This window comes from Streptomyces sp. NPDC058579 (assembly GCF_042718575.1).
Taxonomy (GTDB): domain Bacteria; phylum Actinomycetota; class Actinomycetes; order Streptomycetales; family Streptomycetaceae; genus Streptomyces.
In genome coordinates this window covers 379,326-399,234 of record NZ_JBHXPI010000004.1, presented here as the reverse complement: position 1 = coordinate 399,234, position 19,909 = coordinate 379,326, and the positions used below count along the sequence as shown (strand labels likewise).

General features: G+C 72.8%; 17 protein-coding genes and 1 pseudogene. 12 read left to right on the top strand and 6 right to left on the bottom strand.

Annotated features, from left to right (window positions below; genetic code table 11):
- The first annotated feature begins 255 nt into the window (after positions 1–255).
- The 7 genes and pseudogenes from ACFWRO_RS08750 (at position 256) to ACFWRO_RS08720 (ending at position 5,532) form a co-directional block, all read left to right on the top strand.
- Positions 256–1,083, top strand: coding sequence for a helix-turn-helix domain-containing protein (locus tag ACFWRO_RS08750; RefSeq protein WP_384506294.1), 828 nt, complete (start codon positions 256–258; stop codon positions 1,081–1,083).
- 73 nt (positions 1,084–1,156) lie between these two features.
- Positions 1,157–2,671, top strand: coding sequence for a 30S ribosomal protein S12 methylthiotransferase RimO (rimO, locus tag ACFWRO_RS08745; RefSeq protein ID WP_384506291.1), 1,515 nt, complete (start codon positions 1,157–1,159; stop codon positions 2,669–2,671).
- Positions 2,668–3,486, top strand: coding sequence for a CDP-diacylglycerol--glycerol-3-phosphate 3-phosphatidyltransferase (pgsA, locus tag ACFWRO_RS08740; protein WP_384506288.1), 819 nt, complete (start codon positions 2,668–2,670; stop codon positions 3,484–3,486). Before rimO ends, pgsA begins: the two co-directional genes overlap by 4 nt.
- Entirely contained in the window at positions 3,483–3,992 is a 510-nt protein-coding gene (locus ACFWRO_RS08735) for a CinA family protein (RefSeq protein ID WP_384506285.1), read from the top strand. The genes pgsA and ACFWRO_RS08735 overlap by 4 nt, the downstream gene beginning before the upstream one ends.
- 109 nt (positions 3,993–4,101) lie before the next feature.
- Complete coding sequence (locus tag ACFWRO_RS08730) at positions 4,102–4,485, top strand: helix-turn-helix domain-containing protein (protein WP_384506282.1); 384 nt, start codon at positions 4,102–4,104, stop codon at positions 4,483–4,485.
- Positions 4,486–4,659: 174 nt separating this feature from the next.
- Positions 4,660–5,135 (top strand): annotated as a pseudogene (locus ACFWRO_RS08725) (Dps family protein).
- 139 nt (positions 5,136–5,274) lie between these two features.
- Positions 5,275–5,532 (top strand): hypothetical protein, encoded by a 258-nt coding sequence (locus ACFWRO_RS08720; protein ID WP_384506281.1) that lies wholly within the window; start codon positions 5,275–5,277, stop codon positions 5,530–5,532.
- Between the two features lie 76 nt (positions 5,533–5,608).
- Here the strand turns inward: ACFWRO_RS08720 and ACFWRO_RS08715 are convergent, their stop codons facing one another.
- The 3 genes from ACFWRO_RS08715 to ACFWRO_RS08705 form a co-directional block, all read right to left on the bottom strand.
- Complete coding sequence (locus ACFWRO_RS08715) at positions 5,609–6,373, bottom strand: SDR family NAD(P)-dependent oxidoreductase (RefSeq protein WP_384506278.1); 765 nt, start codon at positions 6,371–6,373, stop codon at positions 5,609–5,611.
- Positions 6,374–6,466: 93 nt separating this feature from the next.
- Positions 6,467–7,276 (bottom strand): Fpg/Nei family DNA glycosylase, encoded by an 810-nt coding sequence (locus ACFWRO_RS08710; protein WP_384506276.1) that lies wholly within the window; start codon positions 7,274–7,276, stop codon positions 6,467–6,469.
- 36 nt (positions 7,277–7,312) lie between these two features.
- On the bottom strand, positions 7,313–11,953 hold the full coding sequence (locus ACFWRO_RS08705; protein ID WP_384506273.1) for a DEAD/DEAH box helicase: 4,641 nt from the start codon (positions 11,951–11,953) through the stop codon (positions 7,313–7,315).
- Positions 11,954–12,043: 90 nt separating this feature from the next.
- On the opposite strand from ACFWRO_RS08705, the gene ACFWRO_RS08700 reads away from it, so the two are divergent.
- From ACFWRO_RS08700 to ACFWRO_RS08690, 3 genes are all read left to right on the top strand, one after another.
- On the top strand, positions 12,044–12,865 hold the full coding sequence (locus ACFWRO_RS08700) for an AraC family transcriptional regulator (RefSeq protein ID WP_384506270.1): 822 nt from the start codon (positions 12,044–12,046) through the stop codon (positions 12,863–12,865).
- 106 nt (positions 12,866–12,971) lie between these two features.
- The gene (locus tag ACFWRO_RS08695) at positions 12,972–13,745 is read left to right on the top strand and encodes an AzlC family ABC transporter permease (RefSeq protein ID WP_384506267.1); all 774 of its coding nucleotides are present in this window, start codon (positions 12,972–12,974) and stop codon (positions 13,743–13,745) included.
- Positions 13,742–14,050 carry an AzlD domain-containing protein gene (locus ACFWRO_RS08690; RefSeq protein WP_384506264.1) on the top strand — a complete coding sequence of 103 codons (309 nt, stop codon included), beginning with the start codon at positions 13,742–13,744 and terminating at the stop codon, positions 14,048–14,050. The genes ACFWRO_RS08695 and ACFWRO_RS08690 overlap by 4 nt, the downstream gene beginning before the upstream one ends.
- Before the next feature lie 66 nt (positions 14,051–14,116).
- On the opposite strand, the gene ACFWRO_RS08685 is transcribed toward ACFWRO_RS08690, so the two are convergent.
- Entirely contained in the window at positions 14,117–15,046 is a 930-nt protein-coding gene (locus tag ACFWRO_RS08685; RefSeq protein ID WP_384506261.1) for a hypothetical protein, read from the bottom strand.
- An 80-nt stretch (positions 15,047–15,126) separates the two neighbouring features.
- On the opposite strand from ACFWRO_RS08685, the gene ACFWRO_RS08680 reads away from it, so the two are divergent.
- Positions 15,127–15,321 carry a DUF3046 domain-containing protein gene (locus ACFWRO_RS08680; protein ID WP_384506259.1) on the top strand — a complete coding sequence of 65 codons (195 nt, stop codon included), beginning with the start codon at positions 15,127–15,129 and terminating at the stop codon, positions 15,319–15,321.
- A 451-nt stretch (positions 15,322–15,772) separates the two neighbouring features.
- Complete coding sequence (locus ACFWRO_RS08675) at positions 15,773–16,924, top strand: AI-2E family transporter (RefSeq protein ID WP_384506351.1); 1,152 nt, start codon at positions 15,773–15,775, stop codon at positions 16,922–16,924.
- Positions 16,925–16,942: 18 nt separating this feature from the next.
- Here ACFWRO_RS08675 and ACFWRO_RS08670 read toward each other — a convergent pair whose 3' ends face one another.
- Positions 16,943–19,102 (bottom strand): MMPL family transporter, encoded by a 2,160-nt coding sequence (locus ACFWRO_RS08670; RefSeq protein ID WP_384506255.1) that lies wholly within the window; start codon positions 19,100–19,102, stop codon positions 16,943–16,945.
- A gap of 21 nt (positions 19,103–19,123) precedes the next feature.
- Positions 19,124–19,900, bottom strand: a complete 777-nt coding sequence (locus ACFWRO_RS08665; RefSeq protein WP_384506252.1) for a cytochrome d ubiquinol oxidase subunit II — start codon at positions 19,898–19,900, stop codon at positions 19,124–19,126.
- Between the last annotated feature and the right edge of the window lie 9 nt (positions 19,901–19,909).

The following is a 19,909-nucleotide window of genomic DNA, read 5'->3' as shown; positions in this document are numbered from 1 at the left end:
CCCTCCCCGGCCGTGCGGCGGGGCCGCGCGGCCATGTGGCCGAGGGGCCCTGGCCATAACGAGACCTGGCCGAGACTCACTCGTAAGGGAACTTGGGCAACCGTTTCCCTTGGGCGTACGTCAAGTTGGAGGGAGGGACAGCAGGATGTCCCAGCCTCATGGCGTACAAACAGCGTATGCCCGGTTGCCCCACCCTTTCGTACCACCCATAGACTGAGCATCCAGCAGGTGGTTACACGCTCGAAAGGCGCTCTCGTGTCCATCGGCAACTCCCCCGAATCCCCCGAAGACGACCGGAACTTCCCGGCAGACGACCGGGATTCGATCGGTCGCGCCCTCCAGCAGGGCCGGATCGCCGCCGGTCTCACCGTCGACGAGGTCAGTGCTTCCACGCGGGTCCGCATCCCGATCGTGCACGCGATCGAGGAGGACGACTTCTCCCGCTGCGGTGGCGACGTCTACGCCCGCGGGCACATCCGAACGCTCGCCCGCGCCGTCGGACTCGATCCCGCGCCACTGGTCGAGCAGTACGACGCCGACCACGGCGGACGGCCCGCGCCCACCCCCGCGGCGCCGCTGTTCGAGGCGGAACGCATCCGCCCCGAGCCGCGCCGCCCCAACTGGACCGCGGCGATGGTGGCCGCGATCGTGGCCGTCGTCGGTTTCGTCGGCTTCACGATGTTCAACGGGACCGATACGACGGACGGCGCCGGTGCCGTCGCCGAGGGCCCGGCCCCGGAGAAGAAGACCACCAGCCCGACCACGAAGCCGACCACCACCCCGCCGCGCCCGGTGCCGAGCGCCATCGCGGCGGTCCCGAAGGACAAGGTCACGGTCAAGCTGACCGCGAACGACGACAAGAGCTGGATCTCCGCCAAGGCGAGCAACGGCAAGCTGCTCTTCGACGGGCTCCTCCTCGCGGGCGAGTCCAAGACCTTCCAGGACGACGAGCGGGTCGACCTGATCCTCGGCAACGCCGGCGCGATCGAGCTCTTCGTGAATGGCAAGAAGATCGAAGAGAAGTTCGAATCCGGTGCCGTCGAGCGGCTCTCCTACGCCAAGGGCGACCCCGAGGCCGGATGATCCTCCGGGCGACCGTCGCGCAGGTGAACCCTGCGCGGCGGGGGTACGGCCGGGACGAAGTAGTCTTGAGTCCATGCCCGAACGCCGTACCGTCGCCCTTGTCACTCTTGGCTGCGCCCGTAACGAGGTGGACTCGGAGGAGCTCGCAGGCCGCTTGGCAGCGGACGGCTGGGAGCTCGTCGAGAACGCCGGGGAAGCCGATGTCGCCGTCGTCAACACCTGTGGATTCGTCGAAGCCGCCAAGAAGGACTCCGTCGACGCCCTCCTCGAAGCCAATGATCTGAAGGATCATGGCAAGACCCAGGCCGTCGTCGCGGTCGGCTGCATGGCCGAGCGGTACGGCAAGGAGCTCGCCGAAGCCCTCCCCGAGGCCGACGGTGTGCTCGGCTTCGACGACTACGCCGACATCTCCAACCGGCTCCAGACCATCCTCAGCGGCGGCAGCGTGGAGGCCCACACCCCGCGCGACCGCCGCAAGCTGCTGCCGCTGTCGCCCGTGGAGCGCCAGAAGGCGGCCGCCGGCATCGCCCTGCCGGGCCACGGCGCCGTCGAGGCGCCCTCGGAGACGCCCGTCGAGGCGCCCGAGAACGTGCCGGCCGACCTGCCCGAGGGCCTCGCTCCGGCCTCCGGGCCGCGCGCCCCGCTCCGCCGCCGCCTGGACCGCAGCCCCGTCGCCTCGGTGAAGCTCGCCTCCGGCTGCGACCGCCGGTGCTCGTTCTGCGCCATCCCGTCCTTCCGCGGCTCCTTCGTCTCGCGGCGGCCCTCCGACGTCCTCAACGAGACGCGCTGGCTCGCCGAGCAGGGCGTGAAGGAGGTCATGCTGGTCTCCGAGAACAACACCTCGTACGGCAAGGACCTCGGCGACATCCGCCTCCTGGAGAGCCTGCTGCCCGAGCTCGCGGCCGTCGACGGCATCGAGCGGGTCCGGGTCAGCTACCTCCAGCCCGCCGAGATGCGGCCCGGCCTGATCGACGTCCTCACGTCGACCGAGAAGGTCGCCCCGTACTTCGACCTGTCCTTCCAGCACAGCGCCCCTGACGTGCTGCGGGCCATGCGCCGCTTCGGCGACACCGACCGCTTCCTGGAGCTCCTGGAGACCATCCGCGGCAAGGCCCCGCTGGCCGGCGCCCGGTCCAACTTCATCGTCGGCTTCCCCGGCGAGACCGAGGCGGACTTCGCCGAGCTGGAACGCTTCGTCACGCACGCGCGGCTCGACGCCATCGGCGTCTTCGGCTACTCCGACGAGGACGGCACCGAAGCCGCCACGTACGAGCACAAGCTCGACCAGGAGGTCGTCGACGAGCGGCTCGCCCACCTCTCCCGGCTCGCCGAGGAGCTCACCGCCCAGCGTGCGGAGGAGCGGATCGGAGAGACCCTGGAAGTACTGGTGGAATCGATCGACGACGAGGACGGCGTGATCGGCCGCGCGGCGCACCAGGCGCCGGAGACGGACGGCCAGGTCGTCATCACCGCGGACTCCGCCGCGAGCCTGGAGCTGACTCCGGGCCGTATGGTCGTGGCGAAGGTCGTGGCGACGGAAGGCGTCGACCTGGTGGCCGAGTGTCTTTTCGAGGAGGCGGGCAGATGACCGGAGTCCCGGCATCCGCGACGGGCGGGACCGGTAGGCCCGCGCCCGGCGGCAAGCTGGGCTCCGCGGCGGTCGATCAGGCCAGCCTGTGGAACATCGCCAACATCCTCACCATGGTCCGGCTGGTGCTCGTGCCCGCCTTCGTGGTGCTGCTGCTCCAGGACGGCGGTCACGACCCCGTCTGGCGCGCGTGGGCGTGGGCCGCGTTCGCCGTCGCCATGATCACGGACATCTTCGACGGCCATCTGGCGCGGACGTACAACCTGGTCACGGACTTCGGCAAGATCGCCGACCCGATCGCCGACAAGGCGATCATGGCGGCCGGGCTGATCTGTCTGTCGTCGCTCGGCGACCTGCCGTGGTGGGTGACGGTCGTGATCCTCGCGCGAGAGCTCGGGATCACGATGATGCGGTTCTGGGTGATCCGGCACGGGGTCATTCCGGCCAGTCGCGGCGGCAAGATGAAGACCTTGGCGCAGGGCACGGCGGTCGGGATGTACGTGCTGGTGCTGACCGGTCCACTTGCCACCTTGCGCTTCTGGGTGATGGCGGTGGCCGTCGTGCTGACGGTCGTCACCGGTCTGGATTACGTCCGGCAGGCGATCGTCTTGCGGCGCCGGGGGCTCGCTGAGGAGCGGGCGGCGGGTGCTGCTGACGCCGGTGCTGGTGTTGCTGCTGGGGCTGGTGCGGCCGGCGAGGCGGCTCCCGAGGGTGCGGCGCAGCCCGTGCCGGGGCCGGCCAGTGGGCCGGAGGCCTCCGGGGTGTCCACGAGTGACGCCTCCACCGCGGGGCCCGCTGCGGGGTCGGGGCGATGAACCGGGCCGCCCGCGTGCTGGAGCTGCTTGCGGAGCGTGGTCAGAGCCTCGCCGCGGCGGAGTCCCTCACGGGCGGTCTCGTGGCCGCGGAGCTCACTTCCGTGCCCGGGGCATCAAAAGTCTTCCTCGGGTCCGTCACGGCGTACGCAACGGCCCTGAAGCGGGATCTCCTGGGTGTCGACGAGCTCCTGCTCGGCGAGCACGGCGCGGTGGACCCCGAGGTAGCGCTGCAGATGGCCGTGGGTGCGCGGGTCCGGCTCGGCGCCGACTGGGGCCTCGCGACGACCGGTGTCGCCGGTCCCGATCCGCAGGACGGCCAGCCCGTCGGCACCGTCTACGTGGCGGTGGCGGGGCCCGTGGGCGCCGGGAAAGTGGTCGCATTGCGGTTGAACGGCGACCGTGCGGAAATCCGTAGAGAGAGCGTACGGAGCGTGCTGGAACTGCTCGGCGACGAACTCTCGGGAAATGGGCGGGCACAGGATACGGAACAGAACGGGGGGAATTGATGTTTGCAGCCCTGAGTGAACACGACATCGCTCCCCGCACGGCCGCAGCGCGAGGCGGTACGGTGGGGCGTGAAGGATGCGGCTACGCGGTCCGAGGAGGGAGCCACCGATGATTCTGCTCCGTCGCCTGTTGGGTGACGTGCTGCGTCGGCAGCGCCAGCGCCAGGGCCGTACTCTGCGCGAAGTCTCCTCGTCCGCCCGAGTTTCGCTCGGCTATCTCTCCGAGGTGGAGCGGGGGCAGAAGGAGGCTTCCTCCGAGCTGCTCTCCGCGATCTGCGACGCGCTTGACGTACGGATGTCCGAGCTCATGCGTGAAGTGAGCGACGAGCTGTCGCTGGCCGAACTGGCCGAGTCGGCAGCCGCGAGCGAACCGGTGCCCACGCCGGTACGCCCGATGCTCAATTCGGTGTCGGTGACGTCGGTGGCAGGTGTGTCCACCGAGCGGGTGACCATCAAGGCGCCCGCCGAAGCGGTCGACGTCGTCGCTGCCTGAACCGAAGTGGGCGAAGCCCCGGTCGGTGTCCCGTGCGGACATCGACCGGGGCTTTCGTCGTTCGTCGGTTGAATTCCGTTCAATTCGGTTGTGCGGTTACGGATTGTTCCGAGATGCCCTGCTTTCGTGCGTCGTGCATCGTGGGGAGAACGTACGACTGGTTGGAGATTCCGCATGTCTGTCGTCAAGAGCCCCCTGTCCGACGCCGACCTGAAGACGGTCGGCTCCGCTCTGCAGGGAGCGCTGGTCGACCTCGTCGATCTGGCCCTGGTCGCCAAGCAGGTGCACTGGAACGTGGTGGGGCCGCGGTTCCGTTCGATCCATCTGCAGCTCGACGAGGTCGTGCTCACCGCCCGTCAGCACTCCGACGTCGTCGCCGAGCGGCCTCGGCGATCGGCGTGAACCCGGACGGGCGATCCGCGACGGTCGCCTCGACGAGTGCGGTGGGGGCGGTCGCGGTGGCGAACGGCTGGATCAAGGACAAGGACGCGGTGGCGCTCCTCGTCCAAGCCCTCGACGCGGTGATCGTGGGGATGCGGGAGCGCATCCAGGAGACCGGCGATCCCGACCCGGTCAGCCAGGACGTACTGATCGGTCTGACGGCCGATCTCGAGAAGCACGCCTGGATGTTCCAGGCCGAGAGTGCCTAGCGTGGCGCCCGCGCTGTGCGGCTCGTGCGCCGGGGCTGCCTCCTGTGCGCCCTCCCGCAGGGTGATACGGCCGGTCTAGCGTCGACCGCAGGAGGCGGCCATGGTACGGCGACGGGTTGCGCTGGGGACGCTCGGGTGGGTGACGGGCGGCCTTGCGGCCGGCGGGCTGTGGTGGTGGGCGGTGCTGCGACTGGTGCTGGTTCCCGAGCAGTCGGGGCTGGTGGAAGGGGCGGTCGCGGCCGGCGGCTGGGGGCTGAGTCTGCTGCCGGTGCACGTGACGGCGTCCGCCGCCGTGGGCGGCCGGACGCGTGCGGGACCGGCGCGCGCCGGGTCGGCGGGGTCGGCCGGGTCGGCCGGGTCGGCTGGGTCGGCTGGGCGTGGTGGCTCGGCCGGGTAGGGCGGGTCCGCCGGGTCGGCAGGGTCCGCCGGGCGGGTCGTGCGGGTTGTGCGGGGCACAGGGGGTCCCGCACGGGTCACCACGGCATCGCGACGCCGCCGTTGGGGCGGAGGATCTGACCCGTCGTGAAGGCGGCGGCGTCGGACGCGAGGTGGAGGACCGCGTGGGCGATGTCCTGCGGTTCGCCCACCCGGCCCAGGGGGGAACGTCGGGCCATGACCGCCTCCGCCTGCTCCTGGGCCGCGGGCTCGTGCCGGTCGGTCATGGGGGTACGGATCCAGCCGGGGGCGATCGCGTTGACCCGGATACCGTGCTGCCCGACCTCGGTGGCCAGCGTCTTGGTCAGCTGGACGACGGCTGCCTTGGTGACGCTGTAGCAGAGCAGGCCCGGGCTCGCGGTGTCCATGGCGCCCGAGGCCATCGTGACGATGGAGCCGCGGGTGCCGGTCGCGATCATCGAACGGGCGGCCTCCTGGCAGGCGTAGAGGACACCCTTGAAGTTGACCGCGAGGACGCGGTCCAGGTCCTCGTCGCGGGTCTCCAGGACGGTGCTCGTGTGCATGATCCCGGCGACGGCGACCATCGTGTGCAGCGGGCCGGCGACGGCGACGGCGGTGGCGAGTGCGGCGCGGTCGGTGACGTCGAGGACGTGGGTGTGCGCGGTGCCGCCGTGCTCGGAGACGAGTTTCGCGGTCTCGTGGAGGCCGGGCTCGTCGCGGTCCGCGCAGTGGACGGTGGCGCCCGCCTGGGCCAAGAGGGTGGCGGTCGCGCGGCCGATACCGCTCGCGGCTCCGGTGACGAAGGCGGTGCGGCCGGTGAAGTCGTACGCCGTGAGGGCCATGACCGGACCGTACGACTGGATCTGACGGTCCGTCAATTGGTGGGATGGATTTGCCGACTCGCCGATTCACCGATTCGCCGGAGGCGGGTGAGGTCAGGCCGCAGGGCCCTTCTGGCAGCCAGGGCACCAGTAGGAGACGCGGTCGTCGGGTGCGGATCGGTGGGCCGTGGGTCCGGCGCGGCGGACTGTGGTGCCGCAGCGCAGGCAGGGGCGGTGCTCGCGGCCGTACACGTAGAGGTGGTGCGCGGGGTGGCGGGTCGTGGTGGTGCGCCGGTCCGGGCGGTCCTTGTTCGCCTCCAGGAGGCGGTGCGCGGTGGCGACCAGGCGTTCGGGGACACCGGGCGGGAGCTCGCCGACCGGGAGCCAGGGGGTGACGGCGGCGAGGAACGCCAGCTCGGACTTGTACACATTGCCGATGCCCGCGAGGTTCCGCTGGTCGAGGAGGGCCTCGCCGAGAGGGCGGTCGGGGTCGGCGGTGAGACGCCGGACGGCCTCCGCCGGATCCCAGTCCGGGCCGAGGAGGTCCGGGCCCAGGTGGCCGACGACCTTCTCCTCCTCTGCCGTGCGGATCAGTTCCAGGACCGGGAGGCGGTAGCCGACGGCGGTGTGCTCGGAGTTGGCGAGGATCGCCCGGATCTCGTGCGCCGGGCCCCCGCTCCAGCGCTCGCCGGTGGCGAACACGCGCCAGGCGCCCTCCATCCGTAGATGCGAGTGGAGGGTCAGACCGCCGTCGAACCGGGTCAGGAGGTGCTTGCCGCGCGGGGTCACGCCCAGGACGGAGCGGCCGGTGAGATCGGCGGTGGCGAACCGCGGCACGCGCAGATCCGACCGGACCAGGACGCGGCCCGCCAGCGCCGCGTGCAGGCTGCGGGCGGTCCGCCAGACCGTGTCTCCTTCGGGCATGGCTCCATGATGGGTCGGCGGCGGGGGCCTTGTCTCTTACGGGCGCAGGCGCAGTCCCCTCGGGGTGGCGTGGAAGCCGGCGGTCTCCAGGGGGCGGGCGAGGGGTGAGGTGAGGGCCGTGGCTCCGTTGACGCGCTCCACGGTGACCGTACCGAGCGAGCCCGCGAGGGCGGCCGCTGCCAGGGACTCGGCCGCGGCTCTGAGCGCCGGGTCCTCGGGGTCGTCCGGCCAGCACAGGAGGGACTTGCCGCCGCGCTCCATGTAGAGCGTGAGCTCCCCGTCGACCAGGACGACCATGGACCCCGCCTTCCGGCCGGGCTTGTGCCCCGCGCCGCTCGGCGGCTCGGGCCAGGGCAGCGCCGCCCCGTACGCGTTCGCGGGGTCGGCGGCGGCCAGGACCACCGCCCGGGGGCCGGCGCCCGCCTCCACGCCGCGGTCCCGGGCGGTCGCCGCCGCGCGGAGCCGGTCCACGGCCCCGTCCATCGCGAACTGGGCCGCGCCGAGGCCCTCCACCACATAGCCGCGGCGCGCCTGCCCACTGTCCTCGAAGGCGGACAGGATGCGGTACGTCGCGGAGAACCCGCCCTCGACCCCCTCGGCGGCCACGGCGCTCCGGGTGACCACTCCGTGCCGGTCGAGCAGGGTGCGGGCGAGGGCGTGGGCGCGATGGGTCGGCTCCGGTTCGACGGGCGGGAGCAGCGACCAGCGCCCGCTGACGGTCGGCGGGCCCGTCCGGGACGCGGGCCGGGCGGCGGCGGTGAGCGTGCCGTAACGGCCGCGCGGGATCGTCCGCTTGGCGCGGTGGGCCGTCGACCCGGCCGTGCGGCCCGAGCCGAGGAGGGAGCGCAGCGGGGCGAGTGTGTCGTTGGTGAGCCGGCCCGACCAGGCCAGGTCCCAGAGGGCGTCGGCCAGTTGGGGATCGGTGGCGTCCGGGTGGGTGGTGGCCCGGACCTGGTCGGCGATCTGGCGGAAGAACAGGCCGTAACCGCCGGACAGGGTGGTGAGCACCGACTCGTGGAGCGCGGTCTGCTCCAGCGGGTGCGGTGGGGGGAGCAACAGGGGTGCCGCGTCCGCCGGATAGAGCGAGATCCAGCCGTCCTTGCCGGGGAGGGCTCCCGCGCCGGCCCAGACGACCTCGCCGGTCGTGGTCAGCTCGTCGAGGAGCGCGGGGGAGTAGTCCCTGACCCGGGACGGCAGGATGAGCTTCTCCAGGGCCGAGGCCGGTACGGGCGCGCCCTGCAACTGCTCGACGGCGCGGGCGAGGCCGTCGATCCCGCGCAGGCTGTTGCTTCCCAGGTGCTGCCACTGCGGAAGGAAGGTGGCGAGCGCGGCCGGGGGTACGGGCTCCAGTTCGTGCCGGAGCGCGGCGAGCGAGCGGCGGCGCAGGCGGCGCAGCACGGCCGCGTCGCACCACTCCTGGCCGATGCCGGAGGGGTGGAACTCGCCCTGGACGACCCGGCCCGCGGCGGCCAGGCGCTGCAGGGCGCCGTCGGTGACGGCGGGGCCGAGGCCGAAGCGGGCGGCTGCCTCGGAGGAGGTGAACGGGCCGTGGGTGCGCGCGTGGCGGGCCAGGAGGTCGCCCAGGGGGTCCTTGACCGGCTCCGTGAAGGCCTCGGGCACCCCCACCGGGAGGGCCGTGCCGAGGGCGTCGCGCAGCCGGCCGGCGTCCTCGATCGCCGCCCAGTGGTCGGTGCCCGCGATCCGGACCCGGATGGCCCGGCGGGCAGCTCCCAGCTCGTGGACCCAGGCGGGCTCGCCGCCGCGCTCGGTCAACTCGGCCTCGGTGAGAGGGCCGAGGACGCGCAGCACGTCGGCGACGCCTTCGGCGTCCTTGATCCGGCGGTCCTCGGTGAGCCACTGGAGCTCCCGCTCCAGCTCCGTCAGCACGTCGGCGTCGAGCAGCTCGCGCAGTTCGGCCCGGCCGAGCAGCTCGGCGAGGAGGCGCGAGTCCAGGGAGAGGGCGGCGGCCCGCCGCTCGGCGAGCGGGGAGTCTCCTTCGTACAGGAACTGGGCGACGTAGCCGAAGAGGAGGGAGCGGGCGAAGGGGGACGGCTCGGGGGTGGTCACCTCGACCAGTCGGACGCGACGGGACTCGATGTCGCCCATCAGCTCTTCGAGCCCGGGGACGTCGAAGACGTCCTGGAGGCACTCGCGGACCGCCTCCAGGACGATCGGGAACGAACCGAACTCGCTCGCCACCTGGAGCAGTTGGGACGCGCGCTGACGCTGTTGCCAGAGCGGGGTGCGCTTGCCCGGGTTGCGCTTGGGCAGCAGCAGGGCGCGTGCGGCGCACTCGCGGAAGCGGGAGGCGAACAGGGCCGATCCGCCGACCTGGTCGGTGACGATCTGGCCGATCTCGCCCTTGTCGAACAGGGCGTCGGCGGCGCCGATCGGGGCCTGGTCGGCGTCGTACGTCGTGTCCAGGTGCCGTCCGGGGTCGACCGGCTCCTCGTCCAGGAGGTCCAGGCCCATCAGATCGGCGTCCGGCAGGCGGAGCACGATCCCGTCGTCGGCGTGCATCACTTGCGCGTCCATGCCGTACCGCTCGGCGAGCCGCGCCCCGAGGGCCAGCGCCCAGGGGGCGTGCACCTGGGCCCCGAAGGGGGAGTGGATGACGACCCGCCAGTCACCGAGCTCGTCCCGGAAGCGCTCGACGAGGATCGTCCGGTCGTCCGGCACATGGCCGCAGGCCTGGCGCTGCTCGGTGAGGTACGCGAGCACGTTGTCGGCGGCCCAGGCGTCAAGACCGGCCGCGACCAGGCGCAGCCGGGCGTCCTCGGTCTCCAAGGAACCGACCTCGCGCAGGAACGCGCCCACCGCACGGCCCAGTTCGAGCGGGCGGCCCAGCTGGTCGCCCTTCCAGAACGGCAGCCTGCCCGGCACCCCGGGGGCCGGGGAGACCAGGACCCGGTCCCGGGTGATGTCCTCGATCCGCCACGAGGTCGTGCCGAGCGTGAAGACGTCGCCGACCCGGGACTCGTACACCATCTCCTCGTCCAGCTCGCCGACCCGACCGCCGCCCTTCTTGGGGTCGGAACCGGCGAGGAAGACCCCGAAGAGGCCCCGGTCGGGGATGGTGCCGCCGGAGGTGACGGCGAGCCGCTGCGCGCCCGGACGGCCGGTGACCGTGCCGGTCACCCGGTCCCACACCACGCGCGGGCGCAACTCGGCGAAGGCGTCCGAGGGGTACCTTCCGGCCAGCATGTCGAGGACGGCCGTGAACGCCGACTCGGGCAGCGAGGCGAACGGGGCGGCCCTGCGGACCGCCGCCAGCAGGTCGTCCACCTGCCAGCTGTCGAGGGCGACCATCGCCACGAGCTGCTGGGCGAGGACGTCCAGCGGGTTCGCCGGGATGCGCATCGACTCGATGGAGCCGCTGCGCATCCGCTCGGTCACCGCGGCCGCCTGCACCAGGTCGCCCCGGTACTTCGGGAACACCACGCCCGTGGACACGGCGCCGACCTGGTGTCCGGCGCGGCCCACCCGCTGGAGGCCCGAGGCGACCGACGGCGGCGACTCGACCTGCACGACCAGGTCCACCGCGCCCATGTCGATGCCCAGCTCCAGGCTGGACGTGGCCACCACGGCGGGCAGCCGGCCCGCCTTCAGGTCCTCCTCGACCTGCGCCCGCTGCTCCTTGGAGACCGAGCCGTGGTGCGCGCGGGCGAGGAGCGCGGGCGCGCCCTGGGCGGCCCCCGACTGCGCCATGATCTCGGCCGGCGGCCGGCCGTCGTCGGGCAGCGGCTCGCCCATGGCGCGCTCGTAGGCGATCTCGTTGAGCCGGTTGCACAGCCGCTCGGCCAGCCGGCGCGAGTTGGCGAAGACGATCGTGGAGCGGTGGGCCTGGACGAGATCGGCGATGCGCTCCTCGACGTGCGGCCAGATCGAGGGCTTGTCACCGCCGTCCTTGCCCTCGGACGCGGGAGAGCCGCCCAGCTCTCCCATGTCCTCGACGGGGACGACCACGGACAGGTCGAACTCCTTGCCGGACGGCGGCTGGACGATCTCCACCTTGCGCTGCGGGGAGAGATAGCGGGCGACCTCGTCCACCGGGCGGACCGTCGCCGACAGGCCGATGCGGCGGGCCGGGCGCGGCAGCAGCTCGTCGAGCCGTTCCAGGGACAGGGCGAGGTGCGCGCCGCGCTTCGTCCCGGCGACCGCGTGGACCTCGTCCAGGATGACCGTCTCGATCCCGGCGAGCGCGTCCCGGGTGGCGGAGGTCAGCATCAGGAAGAGCGACTCGGGGGTCGTGATCAGGATGTCCGGCGGTTTCGTGGCGAGCGCGCGGCGCTCGGCGGGCGGCGTGTCACCGGAGCGGATGCCGACCTTGATGTCCGGCTCGGGCAGGCCGAGGCGGACCGACTCCTGGCGGATGCCGGTCAGCGGGGACCGCAGGTTGCGCTCGACGTCGACGGCCAGGGCCTTCAGCGGCGAGACGTACAGCACGCGGCAGCGCTTCTTGGGGTCGGCCGGCGGCGGGGTGGACGCCAGCCGGTCCAGGGAGGCGAGGAAGGCGGCCAGCGTCTTGCCCGAGCCCGTCGGGGCGACGACGAGCACGTCCGAGCCCGCGCCGATGGCCTGCCAGGCGCCCTCCTGCGCCGCCGTGGGCGCGTGGAAGGCCCCGGTGAACCAACCACGGGTCGCGGGGGAGAATGAGTCGAGCGCGGACCTGACCATGCCCCCCATCGTGCACCCAGCCACTGACAACCGCCCGGACCTGGGGAAACCGGCTCGTGGCCGGGCCGGTCGGTGACGCAGAATGGGGACATGGCGACAGGCGAACGCGCACGGTACTGGCGGTACGCGGAGCTGCCCGGCGTCGACCTGCTGCACGCCCACTACGTGGAGAAGGCCTTCGCCCGGCACACGCACGAGACCTTCGTCTTCGCCGCGATCACCGACGGTGTGGAGGCCTTCCACTACCGGGACGACCTGGTCTACGCGGGGCCGGGGCAGATCGCCCTGGTCAACCCCGACACCCCGCACACCGGACACGCGGGCGTGCCCGAGGGGTGGACGTACCGCACGATCTACCCCGACGCCGCGCTGATCCGCTCCATCGCCGCCGACACGATCGCGCTCCGCGGCGACGTCGGCTTCACCGACCCGGTCGTGGACGATCCGTACGCAGCCCAGCTCGTCGTCGGTGTCCACCGCGCCGCCGAGGAGGGCAACGCGCTGGCCGCCGACAGCCTGCTGCGGCTGGTGACGGCGAGGATGCTGCGCAGCCACGGGGGCCGGATCGTGCCGCTCGCGCCTCGCTCGGCGGGCGCCCGGAACGCGGCACGCGCGCGTGCCGTCCTGGAGGAGCGGATGACCGACCCGCCGACCCTGGAGCGCCTCGCCGCCGACCTGGGCACCAGTCCCTTCGCCCTGCTGCGGGCGTTCCGGGAGGCGTACGGGATGCCGCCGCACACCTGGCTCACCGACGCGCGCGTGCGGCGGGCCCGGCGGCTCCTCGACACGGGGACGGCACCGGCGGAGACGGCCGCCGCCGTCGGTTTCACCGACCAGTCACACCTCAGCCGGCACTTCGCGCGGAGCGTGGGGGTGCCGCCCGGCGCGTACCAGCGCTCACGCGCGTCGTAGCGGGGCGCGGGCGCCGTCGGCGGGTCGCGCGTGGGCGCGGGTGTGGGCGGTCGCGGGCGCAAGAACGTACAAGACCGCGCGCGGACGGGCCCGTAACGTCGCTGACGTGGCAGAACAGACAGCACCCCCAGTCATACGGGAGTCGACCAAGGCGGACTCGGCGGTCGTGCGCGACGCGCTCGGCGTCGGGATCGCGGTCGGCCTCTCCGGCTTCGCCTTCGGCGTGACCTCCGCAGGATCCGGACTCACCCTGCTCCAGACCTGCGCGCTCAGCCTGCTCGTCTTCACCGGCGCCTCGCAGTTCGCGCTGGTGGGAGCGCTGGCAGCGGGTGGTAACCCGTTCACGGCCGCGGCCGGAGCCTTCTTCCTCGGTACCCGTAACGCCTTCTACGGGCTGCGCCTGTCCCAGCTGCTCGCGCTGCCGCGCCCCGTCAGGCCCTTCGCCGCGCAGTGGGTCATCGACGAGACGGCCGCCGTGGCGCTGGCGCAGCCGACGCGGCGGGCCGCGCGGATCGGGTTCACCGTCACCGGGCTCACGCTCTACGTCCTGTGGAACCTGACGACGTTCCTCGGCGCCCTCGGCGCGGAGGCCATCGGCGACACCAAGGCCTGGGGCCTGGACGCGGCGGGACCCGCCGTCTTCCTCGCCCTCCTCGCGCCCATGCTGAAGACGGCGACGGAGCGGTACACGGCCGGCCTCGCCGTCGTGCTCGGCCTCGGGCTGCTGCCCGTGCTGCCTGCCGGCGTTCCCGTCCTGGCGGCGGCGTTGGCCGCCCCGGCGGTGCTGTGGCTGCGGGGCCGTCGCCTGGCCGACGGGAAGAGCACGGCGCACAAGGGTGCGGCGGAGACCGGAGCCGCGGGCAAGGAGGACGACCGATGACCGTCTGGATCGCGATCGGCCTCACGGTCGTCGGCTGCTACCTCGTCAAGCTGCTCGGGCTCCTGGTACCGGCGGGCGCTCTGGAACGACCGCTCGTCCAACGCCTGGCGGCCCTGCTGCCGGTCGCCCTGCTCGCGGCGCTGACCGCCCAGCAGACGTTCGGCGAGGGCACGGGCCTCGCCCTGGACGCCCGCGCGGCCGGCGTGGCCGCGGCGGCCGTCGCCCTGGTCCTGCGCGCCCCCTTCCTGGTGGTCGTCGGCGCGGCCGTGGCCGTCACGGCGGGGGTACGGGCCCTGGGCGGGTAGCGGGCTCGCACCCCCGTCCCTGCTCCTCGATGCGCCACCGGCGTCTGTCGGTGGCGCCGCCTTACGTCAGTCGATCCGGCGGCCGTGGGCGCGCAGCGTCCGCAGTGCCTCGATCGTCACGATCGGCCGCGCCTCCAGGGCCGTGCCCGGAGCCCACTGGCGCCAGGTGACCGGCCAGCCGCCGTCCTCCTGCTGGGCCGCCGCCAGGTGGTCGAGCGAGCGGGCCATCTCCTCGTCCGTGAACCAGCGCCGGGCGAGCGAGTCCGGCACGCGCGCGTAGTCGTACGGGAAGTGGTGCTCCTCCGGCGCGTACCCCGGTGCCACCGGGAACTCGTCGAGCCGTCCCGGATCCAGGACCGCAAGGCGCTGCTCCCGCACCAGACGTCCAAGACGGTCGGCGACCGCCTGCGCCCGCGACCGGTCCGGGACCCCGTCCAGGAAGGCGACGGCGGCCTCGATCTCGTACGGATGCGACTTCTCCAGCGACTCGACGGCCGACCAGCAGAACTCGGTCGCCCGGAACAGCCAGGCGTGCCACACCTGGTTGCGGTGGAGCAGACCGACCACGGGGCCGGTGGAGAGCAGCGCGCTGGGCGGGTCGTCGACGATCGGCACGAACGGCGCGGCGGGGTAGCCGCGCTGGGACGGGTGGACGGCGGGCAGCGCCCCGTCGAGCGTGGACACCTCGGTGAGGTAGCGGCAGATCCGCTCGATCCGCAGCCCGCCGCAGCGGCCGACGGAGTCCAGGACCCGCAGCGCGTGCCCGGTGTGCAGCGGCTGGCTGATCGGACCGCGCAGATCCGGTTCGAGGGCGTGGCCGTAGCCGCCGTCCTCGTTGAGGTACGCCGCGAGCGCCACCTCGACCGGTTCCGTGCCGCCGCGCAGGAAGTGGTAGGCGAACCGGCGCTGTTCGAGCACGCGGGCCGTCAGCCAGACGAAGTGTTCGGCACGCGCGCGTGGAGTCGGATGCGGAGCCGCGAGAGGAGTTCCAGCCATGGTTCCGACCGTAGGGCGCCCGGGGCGTGTGACAAGGCTTACCGACCGGGCTGCACTCTTGGGGGCTGGATACTGGGTTCATGCGGTTGACGATTTTCTGGGAGCGGATGGCGGACCACTTCGGTGGGTCCTACGCCGAATCCTTCGCACGGGACCATGTGATGTCCGAACTGGGTGGCCGTACGGTGCACGAGGCGCTGGACTCCGGGTGGGAGGCCAAGGACGTGTGGCGGGCGGTCTGCGCCGCCATGGACGTACCGGCCGACAGGCGCTGATCGCGACCGGCCACACGGCGACGGGCCCCGGTGGGGACGGAATGTCGGCGCGGTGCGCGAGACTGGCGGGGTGGCTCCGACTGACGACACCGACGCGACCGGCAACGAGACCGGCAACGAGACCGGCAACGAGACCGGCAACGAGACCGGTAAGACGACCGCCGACGGGACCTTCGACCAGGCTGTGACCGGGCGTACCCCGGGAGCGCGGTCGGAGGGGCGGTCGGCCGTGGGCAGAGCCCCCGGGGGGACGTCCGGGTCCGCGGTCCCGGGCTCCGAGGCTTCGGGAGCGGCGAGCCCCGGATCCAAGTCCGCCGCCTCCGGCTCCGTGCCCGCGCCGGCCCGGGGCGGGATCCCGGCCCCCGGGAGCGGGCCCGCGACGTCCCCGGCCGGAGCCGGTCCCGGCTCCGGCGGGCCGGGGGACGGAGTGAAGGCCGGGCCGTACGCCCGGATGCCCCGCTGGCTGCCCCGGGCCATGGTGCTCGCCCTCGCGCTCTACGCCTGCTTCCAGCTGGGCAGCTGGGCGTTCCACCAGCTCATCGGGCTGCTCGTGAACATCGTCGTCGCGTTCTTCCTGGCGCTCGCCATCGAACCGGCCGTCGGAAGGATGGCCGCCCGGGGCATGCGGCGAGGACTCGCCACGTTCCTCGTCTTCCTCGCCGTGATGGTCTTCGGCGTGGGCTTCGTCGTCCTGCTCGGCTCGATGCTCGCCGGCCAGATCGTCGACATGGTCGAGAACTTCCCCAAGTACCTCGACTCACTGATCAACTGGAGCAACCAGACGTTCCACACCGAGCTGTCCCGCGTCGAGGTCCAGGACAGTCTCCTGCGCTCCGACTGGCTCCAGAAGTACGTGCAGAACAGCGCGAGCGGCGTGCTTGACGTCTCGGCCACCGTCCTCGGCGGCCTGTTCAAGGTGCTGACGATCTTCCTGTTCTCGTTCTACTTCGCCGCCGACGGGCCCCGGCTGCGCCGCGCGCTGTGCTCGGTCCTGCCCCCGGCCCGCCAGACCGAGGTCCTTCGGGCCTGGGAGATCGCCGTCGACAAGACCGGCGGCTATCTGTACTCGCGCGGCCTGATGGCCCTGATCTCCGGCGTCGCGCACTTCATCCTGCTGGAGATCCTGGGCGTGCCGTACGCCCCGGCGCTCGCGGTCTGGGTGGGCCTGGTCTCGCAGTTCATCCCCACCATCGGCACATACCTGGCGGGCGCGCTGCCCATGCTGATCGCGTTCACCGAGAACCCCTGGTACGCGCTGTGGGTGCTGGCGTTCGTCGTGGTCTACCAGCAGTTCGAGAACTACGTCCTGCAGCCGAAGCTGACGTCCAAGACGGTGGACATCCACCCGGCGGTGGCGTTCGGCTCGGTGATCGCCGGTACGGCGTTGCTCGGCGCGGTCGGCGCGCTGATCGCGATCCCGGCCGTCGCCACCCTGCAGGCCTTCCTGGGCGCCTATGTGAAGCGGTACGACGTGACCGACGACCCGCGCGTGCACGGCCACCGGCGCTACGGGGAGGCCGTCGTCGCCCGGCTCCAGAAGGCGCTGCAGCACAAGAAGGAGCAGGGCCAGGCCCCGTCCGGGGAGGACGGCACCCGACCCTGAGCTGCCCGCGCGGCGTCGTCAGTCGCGTTCCAGTCGGACCTTCGGCAGTACGCGCGCCAGCGGGGCCGGGAGCCACCACGCGCGCCGGCCGAGCAGTTGCATCACCGCGGGCACGATCAGGCAGCGGATGACCACCGCGTCCAGCAGGATCGCCACGGCGAGGCCGAGCCCGAACTGCTGGAGCATCCGGTCGGGGCTGAGGACGAAGGCCGAGAACACCACGATCATGATCGCCGCGGCGGCCGTGATGACCTTCCCTGTCGCCGCGAGACCCTCCCGCACCGCGCCCTGCGGGTCCCGCGTGCGCTCCCACTCCTCGTGGATCCGGGAGAGCAGGAAGACCTCGTAGTCCATCGAGAGACCGAAGACGATCGCGAAGATCATCACCGGGATGAACGCCTCGATCGGGCCGGGCTGCACCCCGAACCAGCCGTGCTGGAAGACCAGGGTGATCACCCCGAGGGCCGCTCCGATGCTCACCAGGTTGAGCAGGGCAGCCTTGACCGGGATCAGTACGGACCGGAAGACGAGGAGCAGCAGGACCATGGAGAGGCCGACGACGACGGCGACGAAGAGCGGCATCCGGTCCGCGACCGTGGCGGCGAAGTCCTCGGTCGCCGCCGTCGGTCCGCCGACCAGCAGATCGGCGCCGGTCGCCCGCTCCACCGGCGGCAGGACCTCGGAGCGCAGCCGGTCGACGAGCTCCGAGGTCGCCTCGGCCTGGGGCGCCGACTCGGGGAACGCGATGACGGTCGAGACGGCGGCGTCCCGCGTCGGGATCGGCGCGGTCGCCGCCGCGATGCCGTCGGTGTTCTCCAGGGCCTGACGCAGCGAGGCCGCGGCGCGCTCCCCGCCGCCGTCCGCGACGACGATCAGCGGTCCGTTGAAGCCGGGCCCGAAGCCCTCGGCCAGCAGGTCGTACGCCTGCCGACTGGACTTCGCCGGGGCGTCGTTGCCCGCGTCGGCGAAGCCGAGCCGCATGTCGAGCGCGGGCGCGGCGAGCGCGCCCAGGGCCACCAGGGAGACCAGCAGCGCCGCCCACGGCCGCTTCTGCACGGCCGTCGCCCAGCCGCGCCACCGGGCGCCCTCCGGGCGCTTCGCCTTCGCGGCCCGCCGGGCGACCTGCCGCTGGATGCGCCGGCCGAAGAGGGCCAGCAGCGCCGGGAGCAGGGTGAGCGAGGCGGCCATCGTGACGAGGACGGTCAGCGCGACCGCGAGCGCCACGCCCTGCAGCGAGCCGAGGCCGAGCACGACCAGACCCATCAGCGCGATGATCACCGTGCAGCCCGCGAAGAAGACCGTGCGTCCCGCCGCGTCGAGCGCGGTCCTGGCGGCCTGCTCGGGCTCGGCGCCGTGGAGCAGTTCGGTGCGGTGGCGGGAGAAGATCAGCAGCGCGTAGTCGATGCCGACCCCGAGGCCGACCAGCATCATGATGGGCGGGGTGAAGTCCGCGACGTCCGCGAGGTGCGAGGCGAGCGCGATAAGCCCGATCGAGCTGCCGACCGCGAAGAGCGCGGTGACCACGGGCAGGCTCGCCGCGACCAGGGACCCGAACAGGAAGACCAGGATCACCAGGGCACCCAGCATCCCCGCGCCCTCGGCCGGACCGCCGCCGCCCTCCTCGGCGCCGCGGGCCGCGTCACCGCCGACTGCGGCGGTCAGCCCGTCGCCCTGCGCCTCCCGCACGGTGTCGATGATCTTCAGGACCTCGGCGCGGTCGGTGTTCTCCGCCGCGCCGTCGAGGGTGACGGTGGCGTAGGCGACGGTGCCGTCACCGGAGACCGCCGCCCTCTCCTCGTACGGGCTGCGTACGTCCGTCACACCGGGGAGGCCCTCGACCGTGTCGAGCAGTCCTTCCACGCGCGCGTGGACGGTCTTCTCCCGTACGCCCCGCTCGTCCTTGACCACGATCTCCAGGGTGGCGTCCGTGGCCTGGTCGGAGCCGTGCCGTTCCAGGACGGTCCTGGCCGCCTGCGAATCGGTGCCGGGCAGCGAGAAGTCGTTGTGGTACGCGCTCCCGACCGCCGTCGAGGCGCCGGTCGCGGCGGCCACCACGACGATCCACAGCAGCACGGCGGACCAGCGGTGGCGGTACGAGAACCCGGCCAGGCGCTCGAAGACGCTGCCCCGCCGGGTCGGTGGGTTCGTCGTGGGATCGGTGTCCCGCGTGACGGTCATGATCGGTTCTCCTTCTGGGAGTTACAGGTACGAGGGACGGGTCACCCGGTGCCGGAAGGTCCGCCAGGTCCACACCTGGGCGGCGACGAGGAACGGGGTGACGACGAGCAGCGCGGGCACGAGCAGGGCGAGCGTGGCGCCGTCCGCGGCCCGCTCGGTCAGCGGGAGGGCGCTCCCGGCGAGCAGCGGCAGGGCGCCGAGCAGCGCGGCGGTGAGCGCGAAGGACTGCCACCGCCCGGTGCGCCCCACGAGCAGTCGGGCGCGTTCGTACGGCGGCCCCGTCAGCCGGAGCGCGGCGAAGCCGAGCCCGTGCGCGGCGAACAGGGCGGCCGTGGCGAGGGCGACGAGGATCGCGGTCACGCCGTCGGCCCGCTCGTACGGCGTACCGGTCAGCGGCGCGGCCAGCAGCCACCCCCAGGACAGCGCGACCGTCCAACTGCCGCACACCACCGCGCCGTCGCAGACCGCCCGCCAGCGCCGCCCCGGCCCCCGGCCGCGTGACCACAGCCCGAGGTCACGGACGATCCAGCCGGTCAGCAGGGGGACGAGGACCGCGAACTGGCCGGACAGCAGCTCCCCCTCGACGTCGGGGAAACAGCCGACGAGCACGCCCGCCGTGGCGATCAGCCACACCTCGTTCCCCAGGAAGAAGGGCGCGAAGGAGGCGATGACGAGCCGGCGTTCGCGGTCGGTGCGCCCGAGGTACGGGCTGACCATCCCGGTTCCGATGTCCGCGCCCGCGAGCACGAAGTAGCCGGTGGCGAAGAAGGCGAGCAGAACGATGGCGAGGGTTTCCACGGCCGGGCT

Coding starts and splice junctions, on each gene's coding strand:
- rimO (WP_384506291.1), top strand. CDS start 1,157: ATGCCCGAACGCCGTACCGTCGCCCTTGTCACTCTTGGCTGCGCCCGT.
- pgsA (WP_384506288.1), top strand. CDS start 2,668: ATGACCGGAGTCCCGGCATCCGCGACGGGCGGGACCGGTAGGCCCGCG.
- ACFWRO_RS08735 (WP_384506285.1), top strand. CDS start 3,483: ATGAACCGGGCCGCCCGCGTGCTGGAGCTGCTTGCGGAGCGTGGTCAG.
- ACFWRO_RS08730 (WP_384506282.1), top strand. CDS start 4,102: ATGATTCTGCTCCGTCGCCTGTTGGGTGACGTGCTGCGTCGGCAGCGC.
- ACFWRO_RS08715 (WP_384506278.1), bottom strand. CDS start 6,373: ATGGCCCTCACGGCGTACGACTTCACCGGCCGCACCGCCTTCGTCACC.
- ACFWRO_RS08710 (WP_384506276.1), bottom strand. CDS start 7,276: ATGCCCGAAGGAGACACGGTCTGGCGGACCGCCCGCAGCCTGCACGCG.
- ACFWRO_RS08705 (WP_384506273.1), bottom strand. CDS start 11,953: ATGGTCAGGTCCGCGCTCGACTCATTCTCCCCCGCGACCCGTGGTTGG.
- ACFWRO_RS08700 (WP_384506270.1), top strand. CDS start 12,044: ATGGCGACAGGCGAACGCGCACGGTACTGGCGGTACGCGGAGCTGCCC.
- ACFWRO_RS08690 (WP_384506264.1), top strand. CDS start 13,742: ATGACCGTCTGGATCGCGATCGGCCTCACGGTCGTCGGCTGCTACCTC.
- ACFWRO_RS08685 (WP_384506261.1), bottom strand. CDS start 15,046: ATGGCTGGAACTCCTCTCGCGGCTCCGCATCCGACTCCACGCGCGCGT.
- ACFWRO_RS08680 (WP_384506259.1), top strand. CDS start 15,127: ATGCGGTTGACGATTTTCTGGGAGCGGATGGCGGACCACTTCGGTGGG.
- ACFWRO_RS08675 (WP_384506351.1), top strand. CDS start 15,773: ATGCCCCGCTGGCTGCCCCGGGCCATGGTGCTCGCCCTCGCGCTCTAC.
- ACFWRO_RS08670 (WP_384506255.1), bottom strand. CDS start 19,102: ATGACCGTCACGCGGGACACCGATCCCACGACGAACCCACCGACCCGG.